We start from the raw sequence: 16,316 nt of genomic DNA on the forward strand, positions 1-16,316 counted from the left end.
CATCATGGTGATGGGAGCAGTTATGGCGGATCGGCACGATACGGTAGCGCTGGCCTGGGTCAGAGGGGCGATCGCCGACTGCCTGGGCCAGGCGCGCCTGACCCTTGAGCACTTCGCCGCCGAGCCCGGCGATGAAGCCGTGCTCGATGGCTTTGTCGAACAGCTGCATCAGGTGCGCGGTTGCCTGCTGATGCTCGAACTCAACGGCGCAGCGTTGCTCGCCGAAGAAATGGAACAACTGGGCCTGGCCTTGCGCCAGGGCCGTGCCAGCCAGCGCGGTGAAGCGCTGGGCGCGCTGTTTCGCGGCCTTGAGCAATTGCCGCTGTACCTGGAGCGCCTGCGCAGCGCCCGCCGCGACTTGCCGCTGGTGGTGTTGCCAGTGCTCAACCAATTGCGTGCCGAGCGCGGTGCCCAGGCCCTGGCCCAGGACAGCCTGCTGAGCAGCAGCCCGGCCGACGCCGAAGAGCTGGCCAACCTCGACCTGTACCTGGGCACCTGGCGCGATCGCCTGCAGGCCGGCCCCGATCGTGATGCCTTGCGTTCGGTGGTCGCCGCCCTGTGCGAAGACCTCAAACGGGTCAAGGAACGCCTCGACCAGTTCGTGCGCGGCGACCGCCAGCACCTGGATGAACTGGAACCGCTGCTGGCGCCGCTGCGCCAGATCGCCGACACCCTGGCGGTCCTCGGCTTTGGCCAGCCGCGGCGGGTGATCATCGACCAGGTGCTGGTGCTGCAAAGCCTGGCTCAGGGCCAGCGCGAGCCTGCCGATGCGCTGTTGATGGATATCGCCGGCGCGCTGCTGTATGTCGAAGCCACCCTGGCCGGCATGGTCGGGCCGCTGGAACAGAACAGCCAGAGCCCGCTGCCGGGCACCGACCTGGCCGAGATTCGCCAGTTGGTGCTGGAAGAAGCCTTCGCCGTGCTGCAGCAGGTCAAGGACTTGATCGGCGATTGCCTCGACGCCGGCTGGCAGCCCCAGCGTCTGCAGCCAGTGCCGGGCCTGTTGCAACAGGTGCGTGGCGCGCTGGCGATGTTGATGCTGCCGCGCGCAGCGGCGTTGATCGGGCAATGCGGCGACTATGTGCATGAGCAGCTGCTGGGCAGTGAAACCCTTGCCGATCCTGCGGCCCTGACCCATCTGGCCGAGGCCTTGAGCGCCTGCGAGTGCTACCTGCAATGGCTGATTGCCGATTCCCAGGCCAATCCTTCGCGGTTTCTCGAGGCGGCTCAGCACAGCCTGGCAGCCTTGGGTTACCGCCTTGAGCCGGATCCCGTGGCAGAAGCGCCAGTGGTGGTTGCCGCCGAAGAAGCGCCGATCGACGATGAACTGCGAGAGATATTCCTCGAAGAGGCGCATGAACTGCTGCCATTGCTCAATCAGATGTGGACGCGCTGGCAAGCCGACGGCACCGACCGCGACGCCCTGATCGAGCTGCGCCGTGGCCTGCACACGCTTAAAGGCAGCGGGCGCATGGTCCGTGCCCAGGTGCTGGCGGAACTGGCCTGGGCGGCGGAGCACCTGCTCAACCGGGTGCTCGAAGGCCGGGTGGAAATCGGCGCGGCGCCCCTGGCTGCCTTGCAGCAGGCGCTGGACACGCTGCCTGCGTTGCTCGGCGAGTTTGCCCAGGCGCTGGTGCCGGCGCATCCGGACGTTGAGCAACTGGCCGCGCAGTTGCACGCCCTGGCCATGAACGACCCGCGCAGCGAGGCCGAGGCCGGCGAAGCCATCGACCCGCAATTGCTGGAGATCTTTCGCAACGAAGCCCTGGGTCACCTGGACAGTCTCGAAGCCTTCCTGCACGAGGCCGACAAGCAGTTGCCGCTGGCGGTCAGCGATAACCTGCAGCGCGCTTTGCACACCCTCAAGGGCAGTGCGGCGATGGCCGGGGTAGTACCGATTGCCGAGCTGGCCGGCGCCCTGGACTTGCTGGCGCGGGAGTTCAAGGCCCATCAGCTGGCCTTCGACCTGGAAGAAATCTACCTGCTGGAAACTGCCGAGCCGCTGCTGCGCCGTGGCGTGCAGCAGCTCTCCAGCGCGCCTCTGGCGCCGATTGCCGGGGCCGCGACGCTGATCGCCGATATTCACCAGGTGGTTGATGCTCGCCTGCAAGCTTTGCTCGAGGCGCCAAGCCAGGGCCTGCGGGTCAAGCGCGACCCGCAACTGATTGCCAGCTTCCTGGCCCAGGGCATGGACATCCTGCTCGACGCCGAATCGTTGCTTTTGCGCTGGCAGGAGCACCCGGGCGAGCGCCAGGAACTCAATGCCCTGCTTGATGAACTGACCACCCTCGGCCAAAGCGCACACCTGGCCGACCTGTGGCAGGTGGATGAGCTGTGTGAAGCCTTGCTCGACCTCTATGGCGCCGTGGAGGAGAGCAGCCTGGCGGTCAGCCCGCGGTTCTTCAGCGAGGCGCAAAGCGCCCATGAAGCGCTGATTGACATGCTCGACCAGATCGCCGCCGGCCAGGAAGTCGACCCGCGTCCGGAACGCCTGCAGGCCTTGCGCGAGCTGCTTGACGAAGGCCTCGACCCAGCGGCCATGGGCCTGGTCAATAGCCAGGGCGGGACAATCACCGAGCTTGCCAGTGCCACCGCCGAACTTGCGGCCCAAGCGCCGGACCCGGCCATGCTCGAACTGTTTCTCGATGAAGCCAGCGACATTCTCGACAGCGCCGACCAGGCCCTGGCGCGCTGGCTGCTGGATACCGACAACGCCTCGGCGCTGTCGTCGCTGGCCCGCGACCTGCAAACCCTCAAGGGTGGCGCGCAGATGGCCGCCATGGGCGCGTTCGAGGTGCTGGCACAAGAGCTTGAGCTGCTTTACGAAGGTTTGGTGGACCGGCGCTTCAGCCCTGGCGCCGAGCTGTTTGCCCTGCTCAAGCGCAGCCACCAGCAACTGGCGCAGATGCTCGAACAACTGCAGCAAGGCCAGGTGCCGGCTGCCCAGGTAGAGCTGCTGGCGGCGCTGCGCGAGTTTCGTCATGAGGCGCCGCCGCCGGTGCCTGTGGATAAACCCGTCGAAGCGCAGCAGGATGCCGGCGACAAAGAGCTGCTGGAGATCTTCCTCGAAGAAAGCCTGGACCTGGTCGAAAGCTCCAGCGCGGCCTTGCTGCGCTGGCAGGCCGAGCCGCGTAATGGCGTTGAGGTAGAGAACCTGCTGCGCGACCTGCACACCCTCAAGGGCGGTGCGCGGATGGTCGAGATCGGGCCGATCGGCGATCTGGCCCATGAACTGGAGTTTCTCTACGAACTGCTCGCCGCCGGCCAGTTGCAACCGAGCCCGGCGCTGTTCAGCCTGCTGCAGAATTGCCACGACCGCCTGGCGCACATGCTCGATGCGGTGCGCCTGCAGCAACCGTTGCACGCGGCCACGGCGCTGATCGACTACATCCGCAACTTCAGCAGCGCCGCATTGGCCGATACCGCTGCCGGTCAGGCGCACCCGGATACGGCGCCGCCAGAGCTGCCGGTGACCGCCCCTGAGCGTGGCGCCGGGGATATGGTCAAGGTGGCCTCGGAGCTGCTTGATGACCTGGGCAACCTGGCCGGAGAGAATTCGATCATCCGTGGCCGCATTGAGCAGCAGGTCAACGACGCCCAAGTGGCCCTGAACGAGATGGAAACCACCCTGGAGCGCATGCGCGACCAGTTGCGCCGCCTGGATACCGAAACCCAGGGGCGCATCCTCAGCCGCCAGGCCGATGGCGACGGCCAGGCCTACGACGATTTCGACCCGCTGGAAATGGACCGCCATTCGCAGCTGCAGCAATTGTCGCGGGCGTTGTTCGAATCGGCCTCCGACCTGCTCGACCTCAAGGAAACCCTGAGCGTGCGCGCCCATGACGCGCACAGCCTGTTGCAGCAACAGGCGCGGGTCAACAGCGACCTGCAGGAAGGCCTGATGCGCACCCGCATGGTGCCGTTCGAGCGCCTGGTGCCGCGCTTGCAGCGGGTGGTGCGGCAGGTCTCCAGTGAGCTGGGCAAGCAGGTCGAACTGGTGGTCGGCAATGCCGAGGGCGAGATGGACCGCAGCGTTCTGGAACGCATGATGGCGCCGCTGGAGCACATGCTGCGCAACGCCGTCGACCATGGCCTGGAGTCGCGCGAGGCGCGCCTGGCAGCGGGTAAGCCTGCGCACGGGCTGATCTCGCTGAACCTGCTGCATGAAGGCGCCGACATCGTCATTGAAATGACCGACGACGGTGCCGGGGTGCCGCTGGAAGCCGTGCGGCGCAAGGCGATCAAGCGCGGTTTGCTCGACCCTGCAGCGGTGCTCAGTGACCACGAGATCATGCAGTTCATCCTCCAGCCAGGGTTTTCCACCGCCGAGAAGATCACCCAGATTTCCGGGCGCGGCCTGGGCATGGACGTGGTCCATGAAGAGGTCAAGCAGCTCGGAGGTTCGATGGTGATCGAGTCGAAGCCGGGCAAGGGCGCGCGCTTTTTGATTCGCCTGCCATTCACGGTGTCGATCAACCGTGGCTTGATGGTGCACTACGGCGAAGAGCAGTACGCGATTCCGCTCAATACCATCGAAGGCATCGTCCGCGTGCCGCCGGCCGAACTCGAGGCGTGCTATCAGCTTGATCCGCCGCATTACCAGTACGCCGGGCATCGCTACGAGCTGCGCTACCTGGGCGAGCTGCTGCAGGGGGCGGCGCAGCCGAAACTGTTGGGCCAGAGCCTGCCGCTGCCGGTGCTGCTGGTGCACTCCCACGACCAGCAATACGCTGTGCAGGTCGATGGCCTGGCGGCCAGCCGCGAGATCGTGGTCAAAAGCCTGGGGCCGCAGTTTGCCGCGGTCCAGGGCTTGTCCGGGGCGACCTTGCTGGGCGATGGCCGGGTGGTGCTGATTCTCGATCTGCTCGGCCAGTTGCGCGGTTTGCAGCAGCAGTTGGCACTGCACCAGCACAGCAGCGAAGGCCTGCGCCGGGACAGCCATGGCAGCTTGCCGCAACGGCCGCTGTTGGTAATGGTGGTGGATGACTCGGTGACGGTGCGCAAGGTTACCGGGCGCCTGCTCGAACGCCACGGCATGAACGTACTGACCGCCAAGGACGGGGTCGATGCCATGGCCCTGCTGCAGGAGCATCGCCCGGACATTCTCCTGCTGGATATCGAGATGCCGCGCATGGACGGCTTTGAAGTCGCCACGCAGATCCGCCACGACCCCAAGCTCAAGGACCTGCCGATCATCATGATCACTTCGCGTACCGGCCAGAAACACCGCGACCGGGCCATGGCCATCGGCGTCAATGACTACCTGGGCAAGCCCTATCAGGAATCGGTGCTGCTGCAGAGCATCGCCCAATGGAGTCGCCGCGATGCTTGAACAACCGGCCCGGCAAAACCGGCGCAGCAGCCTCACCGGCCTGCTGCTGCCCTTGAGCGATCGCTGCCTGGTACTGCCCAACGTGGCCGTGGCCGAACTGATCGGCTTTCAGGCCGGCAGCCCGGCGCTGGACGCGCCCGAGTGGATGCTTGGCTGGATCGACTGGCGCGGCCAGCGCCTGCCGCTGCTGAGTTTTGAGTCGGCCTGCGATGGCCAGTTGCAGGTGGGCGAGCGGGCGCGGATCGTTGTGCTCAATGCCCTGGGCAACAGCTCGCTGCGCTTTGTCGCCTTGCTGGTGCAGGGTATTCCGCGCTCGTGCAAGCTCGACAGCCAGCTCAACTACGTCGATGTGCCGCTGGCCGGCCTGGAGCTGGCGGCGGTACAGGTGGGCGAACAGGTGGCACGGGTGCCGGACCTGCCCGCGCTGGAGCAACTGTTGGTAGACGCAGGGGTGGTTTGAAGCATTTGCCTGTGTAGGATGGGAGACCTGTTTTAAGTCAGGAGGATCCTGTTGCATGTATCACGGTGAACGTTTCAACGCCTGGACCCATCTGGTCGGCGCCGTTCTGGCCTGCATCGGCGCCATCTGGCTGCTGGTGGTGGCGAGCCTGCAAGGCGACCCCTGGAAGATCGTCAGCCTGGCGATCTATGGCTTTACCCTGCTGTTGCTCTACAGCATCTCGACCCTTTATCACAGCGTGCGCGGCAAAGCCAAAGTGATCATGCGCAAGCTCGATCACCTGTCGATCTACCTGTTGATCGCCGGCAGCTATACGCCGTTCTGCCTGGTCAGCCTGCGCGGGCCCTGGGGCTGGAGCCTGTTCGGGGTGGTCTGGGGGCTGGCGGTGATCGGCATGCTGCAAGAGATCAAGCCGCGCTCCGAAGCGCGGGTCATGTCGATCATCATCTATGCGCTGATGGGCTGGATCGTGCTGGTGGCGGTCAAGCCGCTGCTCGCCAGCCTCGGCGCCGCAGGCTTTGCCTGGCTAGCGGCCGGTGGCGCGTTCTACACCATCGGCATCATCTTCTTTGCCTACGACAGCCGCTTTCGCCATTGGCATGGCATCTGGCACCTGTTCGTGATCGCCGGCAGCCTGCTGCACTTCATCGCGGTGTTCTTCTACGTGCTCTAGAAGTCGCCCCACAGCTGCTGGGCCACGGCCAGGGCCACGACTGGCGCGGTTTCGGTGCGCAATACGCGCGGGCCCAGGCGTGCGGCATGGAAGCCGGTGGCCTTGGCCTGCTCGACTTCGGCCTCGCTGAGGCCGCCTTCTGGGCCGATCAAAAACGCCAGGCTGGCGGGCTGCTGATGGCTGACCATGGGTTCGGCGACCGGGTGCAGGACCAGCTTGAGGTCCTGGTCGCAGGCCTTGAGCCAGTCTGCCAGCGGCTGTGGTGGGTGGATGACCGGTACGCTGGAGCGCCCGCATTGCTCGCAGGCGCTGATCGCCACCTGGCGCCAATGAGCCATGCGCTTGTCGGCGCGTTCATCCTTGAGGCGTACTTCGCAGCGCTCGCTGACGATCGGGGTGATAGCGCTGACGCCCAGTTCGGTGGCCTTCTGGATTGCCCAGTCCATGCGCTCGCCGCGCGACAGGCCCTGGCCGAGGTGAACCTGCAGGCTGGAGTCGGCTTGCCCGGCGAAGGCTTCGTCGAGCTGCACGCGGACGGTTTTCTTGCCGACTTCCAGCAATTGGCCGCGAAACTCCTGGCCGCTGCCGTCGAACAGTTGCACGGCATCGCCAACCGCCATGCGCAGCACGCGGCCGATGTAGTGGGCCTGGGCTTCAGGCAGGTCGTGGGCGCCGAGGCTCAGGGGGGCGTCGATGAAGAAGCGGGACAGTCTCATGTTCTAACTCTAAAAATGTGTTGGCAGTGCGGGCTTCATCGCCGGGCAAGCCCGCTCCTACAGGGATCTTTGCAGGAGCGGGCTTGCCCCGCGATGCTGTTAGCCCGGATCGCGGAAATCAGGGTGGAAATCAGCCGGCACCGCCACGCTGACACGGCTGCTGGTGGCAATGTCGATACCCTCAGTGGCCACCTCGGCAAGGAAGTCGATCTGCTCCGGGGTGATCACGTATGGCGGCAGGAAGTACACCACGCTGCCCAGCGGGCGCAGCAGGGCGCCACGGCTCAGGGCGTGCTCGAAGACCTTCAGGCCACGGCGTTCCTGCCACGGGTAGGCGGTCTTGCTGGCCTTGTCCTGGACCATCTCGATGGCCAGGGCCATGCCGGTCTGGCGCACTTCGCCAACATGCGGGTGGTCGACTAGGTGCTCGGTGGCGCTGGCCATGCGCTGGGCCAGGGCCTTGTTGGCCTCGATGACGTTGTCCTGCACGAAGATATCCAGGGTCGCCAGCGCCGCGGCACAGGCCAGCGGGTTGCCGGTGTAGCTGTGCGAGTGGAGGAAGGCGCGCAGGGTCGGGTAATCGTCGTAGAAGGCGCTGTACACCTCGTTGGTGGTCAGGCACGCGGCCAGCGGCAGGTAGCCACCGGTCAGGGCCTTGGACAGGCACAGGAAATCCGGGCGGATGCCGGCCTGCTCGCAGGCGAACATCGTCCCGGTGCGGCCAAAGCCCACGGCGATCTCGTCGTGGATCAGGTGCACGCCATAGCGGTCACAGGCCTCGCGCAGCAGCTTGAGGTATACCGGGTGGTACATGCGCATGCCACCGGCGCCCTGGATCAGCGGTTCGACGATCACCGCGGCGACCGTGGCGTGGTGTTCAGCCAGGGTCTGCTCCATGGCCGCGAACATGTTGCGCGAGTGCTCTTCCCAGCCCATGCCCTCGGGGCGCAGGTAGCAATCGGGGCTTGGCACCTTGATGGTGTCGAGCAGCAGCGCCTTGTAGGTCTCGGTGAACAACGGCACGTCGCCGACCGACATCGCCGCGATGGTCTCGCCGTGATAGCTGTTGCTCAGGGTGACGAAGCGCTTCTTCTCTGGCTGGCCTTTGTTCAGCCAGTAGTGAAAGCTCATTTTCAGCGCCACTTCGATGCAGGACGAACCATTATCGGCGTAGAACACCCGGTCCAGGCCTTCGGGGGTGATCTGCACCAGGCGCTCGGACAGCTCGATCACCGGCTGGTGGCTGAAGCCTGCGAGAATCACGTGCTCAAGCTGGTCGACCTGGTCCTTGATGCGCTGGTTGATGCGCGGGTTGGCATGGCCGAAGGCGTTGACCCACCAGGAGCTGACGGCGTCGAGGTAGCGCTTGCCTTCGAAGTCTTCCAGCCACACGCCTTCGCCGCGCTTGATCGGAATCAGCGGCAGTTGTTCGTGATCTTTCATCTGGGTGCAGGGGTGCCACAGGACCTTGAGGTCACGTTGCATCCACTGTTGGTTGAGGCCCATTTCGATTCTCCTGGCGACGGCGGCTCGGACATGCCGCGCAAGCCTATGCAATGCGCCGGTCGAGAACAACCCGTGCGCTGCAATCAGGGTGCTGGCGTTGCTGGCGGGGGCGCTTGGCGTGGCGTATCCTTCGGCTACTCTTTCTGGGGGATCCCCCCAAACACTTCTGCTTTGATCCGGAGTTCGCCGAATGTCTGCTGGTTGGCTGCGCGCCTGTGCGCTGGTAATGATAGGACTGTTCAGCGGCACTGCGCTGGCCAAGGACAAGGCCCCGACGGCAATCGTCGTCGGTGGCGGTCTGGCTGGCCTGACAGCCGCCTATGAGTTGCAGAACAAGGGCTGGCAGGTGACCCTGCTGGAAGCCAAGACCGGTATGGGCGGGCGCTCGGGCCTGGCCACCAGTGAATGGATCGGCAACAGCAAGGCCCAGCCGGTGCTCAACCAGTACCTGGATGCCTTCAAGCTCAGCACCTTGCCGGCACCTGAGTTCGTGCGTACCCCGGGTTACCTGATCGATGGCGAGTATTTCAGCGCCGCCGACCTCAGCACCAAGCAACCGGCCACCGCCGAAGCGCTCAAGCGTTACGAGAAGACCCTCGACGACCTCGCACGCTCGATCGACGATCCGCTGAACCCGGCAGCCAACAGCACCCTGTTCGCCCTCGACCAGCTCAACGTTTCCGGCTGGCTCGACAAGCTGCAACTGCCGGCCACCGCGCGCCAGCTGGTCAACCAGCAAATCCGTACCCGCTATGACGAGCCGTCGCGCCTGTCGCTGCTCTATTTCGCCCAGCAGACCCGCGTCTACCGCGGCGTCAGCGACCGTGACCTGCGCGCCGCACGCCTGCCAGGCGGTAGCCCGGTGCTGGCCCAGGCCTTCGTCAAGCAATTGAAAACCATCAAGACCCAGTCGCCGGTCAGCGCCATCATCCAGGACAAGGACGGCGTCACCGTCAAGGTTGGTAGCGTCGGTTACCAGGCCGACTACGTGGTGCTGGCCGTACCGCTGCGCGCGCTGTCGAAGATCCAGATGACTCCGGGCCTGGACACCAAGCACCTGGCCGCCCTCAAGGGCACCAACTACGGCTGGCGCGACCAGCTGATGCTCAAGTTCAAGACCCCGGTGTGGGAAAGCCGGGCGCGGATGTCTGGCGAGATCTACAGCAACACCGGCCTGGGCATGCTCTGGATCGAGCCTGCGCTCAAGGGCGGCGCTAACGTGGTGATCAACCTCTCCGGTGACAACGCGCGCCTGCTGCAGGCCTTTGGCGACAAGCAGATGGTCGACCAGGTGTTGATCCGCCTGCACGCCTTCTACCCGCAAGCCCGTGGCGCCTTCACCGGCTACGAAGTACGCCGTTACAGCACTGACGTGGGTACCGGTGGCGCCTACCTGGCCTATGGCCCTGGGCAGATCAGCAAGTACTGGCGCCTGTGGGAGCGTCCGGTGCAGCGGGTTGCCTTTGCTGGCGAGCACACCGATGCGATGTACCCAGGCACCCTCGAAGGCGCTCTGCGCAGTGGCCAGCGCGCTGCCAGCCAGGTCCAGGACCTGGCCGCGGGCAAGTCGTTCGAGCCGGTCAAGGCGGTTGCCGCCACGGCCGCTGCCGGCACCGCGGCTGCCGCGGCGAGCAAAGGTAATTTCTTCAGCAACCTGTTTGGCGGCTCGTCCGACAAACCGGCCAAGGCCGAAGAGCCGGTGAAGAAGGAAGAGGGCAAGCCTGGCTTCTTCAAGCGCATGTTCGGTAGCGATGACAAGCCTGCCGAGCAGCCAGCGGCCAAGCAGGCCGAGGTGGCTCCGGCCCCCGCGCCGGCGGCTGCGCCAGCACCTGCGGTCGCCCCGGTTGCCAAGGAAGAGCCAGCCAAGGCGCCGGTGAAAGCCGCTCCGGCCAAACCAGCGGCCAAGCAGGCACCGGCGAAAAAGCCGGCAGCCAAGGCGCAACAGCCGAAGAAAACCGCAGCCAAGGCTGCGCCTGCGAAAAAAGCCGCCGCCAAGGCGGAACCAGTGAAAAAGCCGGTAGCCAATACCCAGGCCAAGGCGCAGTAATGCGCTGACTTCATCGCCGGCAACGCCGGCTCCTACAGGGGCAAGTACACACCGAACCTGTGGGAGCCAGCCTTGCCGGCGATGGGCCGCGCAGCGGCCCCAAGGCCCGCAGGGTCTTCCCTTCCCACGTAGTTAATGTTTCCTTAATAGCTTCGTTTCATACTAAAGATCATATTTCTCGATATTTCAGAGCAAGTTTTTCTGCTTTTATTCGATTAATAAATCGTTAGTCTGAGCACAGTTCTTACAGGGAAACACGGCAATGCAACTGCGCAACTCACCTTCTCGTTATGGCTTTGTCAGCATCGTCCTGCACTGGGGTGTTGCACTGGCTGTATTCGGCCTGTTCGGCCTGGGCCTGTGGATGATGGGCCTGGACTACTACAGCCCATGGCGCAAAGACGCCCCCGACCTGCACAAAAGTATCGGCCTGGTGCTGCTTGGTGTGATGCTCCTGCGCGTGCTCTGGCGCTTTCTCAGCCCACCGCCGCCAGCGCTGCCCAACCACGGCAAACTCACCCGCCTCGCCTCCAAGGCCGGCCATGGCCTGCTGTACCTGGGGCTGTTCGCGGTGATGGTTGCTGGCTACATGATTTCCACCGCCGACGGCGTTGGCATCCCGGTGTTCGGCCTGTTTGAAGTGCCGGCGCTGGTCAGCAACCTGCCCGATCAGGCCGATGTCGCCGGCGAGATCCATTTCTACCTGGCCTGGGGCCTGGTGATCTTTGCCGGGCTGCACGGCCTGGCAGCCCTGAAACACCACTTTATCGACCGTGACGCGACCCTGATCCGCATGCTGGGCCGCAAAGCTTGATGTTCAACCTCAACTCCAAAAGGGATATAGACGCATGTTGAAAAAGACTTTTGCCGCTCTGGCGCTCGGTACCGCACTGTTCTCGGCCGGTCAGGCAATGGCAGCAGACTACAAGATCGACAAGGAAGGCCAGCACGCCTTCGTTGATTGGAAGATCAGCCACCTGGGTTACAGCTTCATCCACGGCACTTTCAAGGACTTCGATGGCTCCTTCAGCTGGGACGCCGCCAAGCCTGAAGCCAGCAAGATCGCCGTCGACCTGAAAACCGCCAGCCTGTGGTCCAACCACGCCGAGCGTGACAAGCACATCGCCAGCAAAGATTTCCTCGATGTGAGCAAGTTCCCAGAGGCCAAGTTCGTCTCCACCGCTGTCAAATCGACCGGTGAGAAAACTGCTGACGTGACTGGCGACCTGACCCTGCACGGCGTCACCAAGCCAGTCATCTTCAAGGCCACCTTCAACGGTGAGGGCAAGGATCCATGGGGCGGCGAGCGCGCCGGTTTCAACGCCAAGACTACGCTGAACCTGAACGACTTCGGTATCAAAGGCCCAGGCCCGTCTTCGCAGACCCTGGATCTGGACATCTCGATCGAAGGTATCAAGCAGAAGTAATGCTTGCTGCATAAACGAAAACGCCGCCCCTAGGGGCGGCGTTTTTGTTGGCGCGGTCGCTGAATCAGCGGTTACGCGTCAGCAGCGCAGGCTTCTCGCCACGTGGACGGCTTGGCAGCTGCTCGAGCTGTTCGGCAGTCGGGAAGCGGTCGACCTTCGACTCCTTGTGCACGATCTTCGGCTGCGGCTGGCCCTCACGCGGATTGCGCACGGCCGGCTCTTTGCTCGCTTGATCGTCGCGCGCCGGGCGGCGATTGCGACCGCCACCGTCGCGGCTGCCGCCACCATTACGGGCACCGCCGCCGCGCTTCTCGCCATTGGCCGAAGCACCACCACCGCTGCGCGGACCGTTGTTGCTGCGCGGCTGGCCGCCACGTGGCTGGCCACCGGTGCTGGCGCCGGTGCCGGTCTGGGCAGGTGCGCCCGGACGACGGTTACGGCCCTGGTTGCCCTTGTTCTGGTAAGGGCTGACGTAGTCGGCGCGGTTGCCGAAGTTGTCGACTTCGTCATCCAGGAACTCTTCCGGATCACGATTGGCCGGAACTTGCGGAACACCTGGCTGGCCCGACTGGGCCTGACGCGGTTTGTTGTCGCGGGGCTTGCGCTCCTGGCGACCACCGGCGGATTTCTCCGCGGTTTTTTCCTTGTCCTTGTCGCGGCCTTTGTCTTTGCCTTGGTCCTTACCCTTGTCCTTACGACCGCCGCTACCGGCATTGCTGCCATCGGCGCGCTGGCCACGGCCACCACGCGGATTGTTTTGCGGACGCTCACGGGTCTCGGGTTTCTCGGCTTCGACCTTGGAGGCATCAAAGCCCATCAGGTCGCCATCCGGGATCTTCTGGCGGGTAACGCGCTCGATGCTCTTGAGCAGCTTTTCTTCATCCGGAGCGACCAGCGAGATGGCCTCGCCCGAACGACCGGCACGACCGGTACGGCCGATACGGTGAACGTAGTCTTCTTCAACGTTGGGCAGTTCGAAGTTGACCACGTGCGGCAACTGGTCGATGTCCAGGCCACGGGCGGCGATATCGGTGGCAACCATGATGCGCACGCTGCCGGCCTTGAAGTCGGCCAGGGCCTTGGTGCGCGCGTTCTGGCTCTTGTTGCCGTGGATCGCGGCGGCGGTCAGGCCGTGTTTTTCCAGGTACTCGGCCAGGCGGTTGGCGCCATGCTTGGTACGGGTGAACACCAGCACCTGTTCCCACGCACCGGTGGTGATCAGGTGTGCCAGCAAGGCGCGCTTGTGGCTGGCCGGCAGGCGGTAGACGCGCTGCTCGATACGCTCGACCGTGGTGTTCGGCGGCGTGACCTCGATGCGCTCGGGGTTGTGCAGCAGCTTGTCGGCAAGGTCAGTAATGTCTTTGGAGAAGGTCGCCGAGAACAGCAGGTTCTGACGCTTGGCCGGCAGGCGGGCAAGGACCTTCTTCACATCATGGATGAAGCCCATGTCGAGCATGCGGTCGGCTTCGTCGAGCACCAGGGTCTCGACGTGGGACAGGTCAACGCTGCCCTGGCCGGCGAGATCCAGCAGGCGGCCGGGGCAGGCCACCAGCACGTCGACACCCTTGGCCATGGCCTGAACCTGTGGGTTCATGCCGACGCCACCAAAGATGCAGGCGCTGACGAATTTGAGGTCGCGGGCGTAGACCTTGAAGCTGTCGTGAACCTGGGCGGCCAGTTCGCGCGTCGGGGTCAGCACCAGTACCCGCGGCTGGCGTGGGCCATGGCGCTGGGATTTGTCCGGGTGACCACCGGGGAACAGGCGTTCAAGGATCGGCAGGGCGAAACCGCCGGTTTTACCAGTACCTGTCTGGGCGGCAACCATCAGGTCGCGGCCTTGCAACACGGCGGGAATGGCCCGCTGTTGCACCGGAGTGGGCTGGGTGTAGCCCGCAGCCTCGATGGCGCGAACTAGAGCCTCGGAGAGACCGAGGGAAGCAAAGGACATGAGTAATCCTGTTCTAATGGGGGCTGAGCCCGATGGGATAATCTTGCCTGGCGCGACGGGCATCAGCTGATGCTATCGCGTCCGGTCCAGCAGGGTCTTCAATGCGCATCCGGGGCGGCGGGCGGGCTCTGGGCCGCGCTGTCCTGCCGGTCGGGATGCCTTTTGCAAGGCCGAGCGTCCGGGCGTAAGCCTGGCGGGAAGGCCCGAGTATAACAGAGCATTCAGCGCATGCTGCTTTCCTGCTGCTCAACGGCGGTTGGAAAGTTTTCCGCAGTGCCGGCGTAGCGTGCATGCAGCGCGGCATAGGCCGGCTCGCGCTTGAAGCGCCGCAGCTCGGCGGCAAAGCGCTGGGCCAGCAGGTCCATGCCGACATTGCGGCGCACCGCCAGGTACTGGCTGTGGCGGCTGATCACCAGAGGCAGTTCGCTGATCTGCTGTTCCAGGCCCAATGTCTTGATCATATAGCGGCCCACACGGCGGTCGGTGATCAACAGGTCGATACGTCCGCGCTGGAGCTTGCCGAAGTTGGCCTCGTGAGTGGGTGCCGGCTCGCGGGTGAACAGCGGTGAGTCGATAAACGCGCCACCATAGCTGTAACCGGGCGAAGTGCCGACGGTAAGGCCGCGCAGGTCTTCCAGGCGCTTGACCTTGTGCGGGCGAGCGTTGGCATAGAACAGGGTAAATTCGACGTCGGACAGCGGCTCGCTGGGGTAGAACAACTGGCTGTCGCGTTGTTCGGTCTGGAAGATGTCCAGCACGCCATCGGCCAGGCCCTGCTCGATCATCGCCAGGCAGCGCTTCCAGGGCAGGAACTGCCATTCCACCTCGACCCCCAGGCGCTTGAATACCTCGGCGGTGACCTCATAGTCGATGCCTTTGGCCTGGCCGTCTTCGAGATAGACGTAGGGGGCCCAGGGTTCGGTGACGATACGCAGCTTCTCGCCGTGGGCAAAGGCACTCAGGCAAGTGAGGATCAGCGCGGTCAACAGGCGGGTGAAATCGGGCATGGCTGGAGATTACGACGTGTGCACGGCTATGGCTAGTAGCCGTGCATGTCGAGCCAGCCCGGGTGTCAGTGCTGTGATCGCTTTAACAGTGAATCACGCACCGTGCGGTGCTTGCGGCCCAGCGACAGGCGCATGCCAGGGTGCTCGAACCATCGCTGCAGGGTGTCGGGGCAAATAGGTCGTGGATGGCGAGCCTTGACGTTGTCCAGGGCCTTGTCCCACCAGGCCGAAGCACAGGCGCGGTCGAACTCGTTGGGGTAGTCGTAGCAGCCATTGAGCAACTCGCGCATGAACTGGCGCTGTTCGCTCGGCAGGGCCAGGCTCAGCGCCTTGTAGCCCAGGCGTTGCAAGGTAGGCGGTTTGGGCAACTGGGCGTTGACGCGGGTGACATCCGCCAACGCCTCTTCGCTCAGGGGCGCGTGCTGGTGCTTGGCCAGCCAGGCCTGGACCTTGGCCCGGAACAGCTGCTTGCGGCTCCAGTAGTGATGGATCAGGTCGGTGCACTGGTTGACCTGCATCTGCCGGTAGGCGGCCACGCCCAGGCAGAACTCCTCCAGGGTGTAGGCGCCGTTGGCGTGGGGGTAGTACTCGTCCATCAAGGCGATGGAGCGGTCCAGCAATGGCGCATCTTCCTGCATCAGGCCAATCACCCCGGAGTTCAGCAGCGGCATGTGCCGGTCGGCCAGCCCGCGTTCTTCGAGCATTGCTGCCAGGCTCTGGAACAGCGGGCACTGCAGATCACTGCCATAGGTACTGCCGATGGCATTGCACAGCAGGGTGCCTGGCTTGACCCGGCGGAACAGCTCGATGGGCGACTGATGGAAGAACGTGTCGGTATCGATCAGCACGGCCATGGGCGCGCTGGCCAGCACCTGACGCAGCACCACGTGCTTGCTGCGAAAGTGGTAGCCGTAGGGCTGGTTCCAGGCTTCACGGGTGGCGGCGTCGAGTGGATGAACAGTTACCGGCAGGTGCCGGTAGGGTTCGGGATTGTCGCTGTAGACCTGGATATCAAGTGCTTCCCCGGGGGTCTTGCGCAGGTTGGCCAGGGCGCTGACGATGCTGAACTGGGCTTCCTGGTGGTAGGTGGGCGGCCCGAAGACCAGGTAAACGAGTTGCGGTCGAGCAGGGGTAAGTCCTTGGCGCATGGAAGGCACGAAAATCCGTCTGGGGGCAGGAATGCAGAAAGGCCCTTAGCGT

Annotated in this window: 11 protein-coding genes; 6 read left to right on the top strand and 5 right to left on the bottom strand. The window is 64.4% G+C overall.

Annotated features, from left to right (window positions below; translation table 11 throughout):
- Window positions 1-22 precede the first annotated feature (22 nt).
- Genes LOY37_RS01985 through LOY37_RS01995 form a run of 3 tightly spaced genes read left to right on the top strand, consistent with a single transcriptional unit; the run spans window position 23 to window position 6,465 of the window.
- On the top strand, window positions 23-5,332 hold the full coding sequence (locus LOY37_RS01985) for an Hpt domain-containing protein (RefSeq protein ID WP_258716208.1): 5,310 nt from the start codon (window positions 23-25) through the stop codon (window positions 5,330-5,332).
- Window positions 5,325-5,792, top strand: a complete 468-nt coding sequence (locus tag LOY37_RS01990; RefSeq protein WP_258716209.1) for a chemotaxis protein CheW — start codon at window positions 5,325-5,327, stop codon at window positions 5,790-5,792. Before LOY37_RS01985 ends, LOY37_RS01990 begins: the two co-directional genes overlap by 8 nt.
- A gap of 55 nt (window positions 5,793-5,847) precedes the next feature.
- Window positions 5,848-6,465, top strand: a complete 618-nt coding sequence (locus tag LOY37_RS01995) for a PAQR family membrane homeostasis protein TrhA (protein WP_045193841.1) — start codon at window positions 5,848-5,850, stop codon at window positions 6,463-6,465.
- Here LOY37_RS01995 and LOY37_RS02000 read toward each other — a convergent pair.
- Together LOY37_RS02000 and LOY37_RS02005 are read right to left on the bottom strand one after the other, a co-directional pair.
- Window positions 6,462-7,181, bottom strand: coding sequence for a 16S rRNA (uracil(1498)-N(3))-methyltransferase (locus LOY37_RS02000; protein WP_045193840.1), 720 nt, complete (start codon window positions 7,179-7,181; stop codon window positions 6,462-6,464). The two genes, LOY37_RS01995 and LOY37_RS02000, sit on opposite strands and share 4 nt — an antisense overlap.
- Before the next feature lie 99 nt (window positions 7,182-7,280).
- Window positions 7,281-8,687, bottom strand: coding sequence for an adenosylmethionine--8-amino-7-oxononanoate transaminase (locus LOY37_RS02005; RefSeq protein WP_258716210.1), 1,407 nt, complete (start codon window positions 8,685-8,687; stop codon window positions 7,281-7,283).
- A gap of 190 nt (window positions 8,688-8,877) precedes the next feature.
- On the opposite strand from LOY37_RS02005, the gene LOY37_RS02010 reads away from it, so the two are divergent.
- The 3 genes from LOY37_RS02010 to LOY37_RS02020 all read left to right on the top strand — a co-directional run bounded on the left by LOY37_RS02010 (window position 8,878) and on the right by LOY37_RS02020 (window position 12,161).
- Window positions 8,878-10,734: a flavin monoamine oxidase family protein gene (locus LOY37_RS02010; protein ID WP_258716211.1), complete on the top strand. Its 1,857-nt coding sequence runs from the start codon at window positions 8,878-8,880 to the stop codon at window positions 10,732-10,734.
- Window positions 10,735-10,996: 262 nt separating this feature from the next.
- A complete protein-coding gene (locus LOY37_RS02015; protein WP_258609018.1) occupies window positions 10,997-11,548 on the top strand; it encodes a cytochrome b in 552 nt (183 codons plus the stop codon).
- A 34-nt stretch (window positions 11,549-11,582) separates the two neighbouring features.
- Window positions 11,583-12,161 (top strand): YceI family protein, encoded by a 579-nt coding sequence (locus LOY37_RS02020; protein WP_093376912.1) that lies wholly within the window; start codon window positions 11,583-11,585, stop codon window positions 12,159-12,161.
- 64 nt (window positions 12,162-12,225) lie between these two features.
- On the opposite strand, the gene LOY37_RS02025 is transcribed toward LOY37_RS02020, so the two are convergent.
- From LOY37_RS02025 to LOY37_RS02035, 3 genes are all read right to left on the bottom strand, one after another.
- Window positions 12,226-14,109, bottom strand: a complete 1,884-nt coding sequence (locus LOY37_RS02025) for a DEAD/DEAH box helicase (RefSeq protein ID WP_045193831.1) — start codon at window positions 14,107-14,109, stop codon at window positions 12,226-12,228.
- Between the two features lie 221 nt (window positions 14,110-14,330).
- Entirely contained in the window at window positions 14,331-15,116 is a 786-nt protein-coding gene (locus tag LOY37_RS02030; protein WP_093376907.1) for an ABC transporter substrate-binding protein, read from the bottom strand.
- Between the two features lie 65 nt (window positions 15,117-15,181).
- Window positions 15,182-16,264, bottom strand: coding sequence for a hypothetical protein (locus LOY37_RS02035; RefSeq protein ID WP_258716212.1), 1,083 nt, complete (start codon window positions 16,262-16,264; stop codon window positions 15,182-15,184).
- Window positions 16,265-16,316 lie beyond the last annotated feature (52 nt).

The sequence above is a fragment of the Pseudomonas sp. B21-012 genome, assembly GCF_024749305.1.
Taxonomy (GTDB): Bacteria; Pseudomonadota; Gammaproteobacteria; order Pseudomonadales; family Pseudomonadaceae; genus Aquipseudomonas.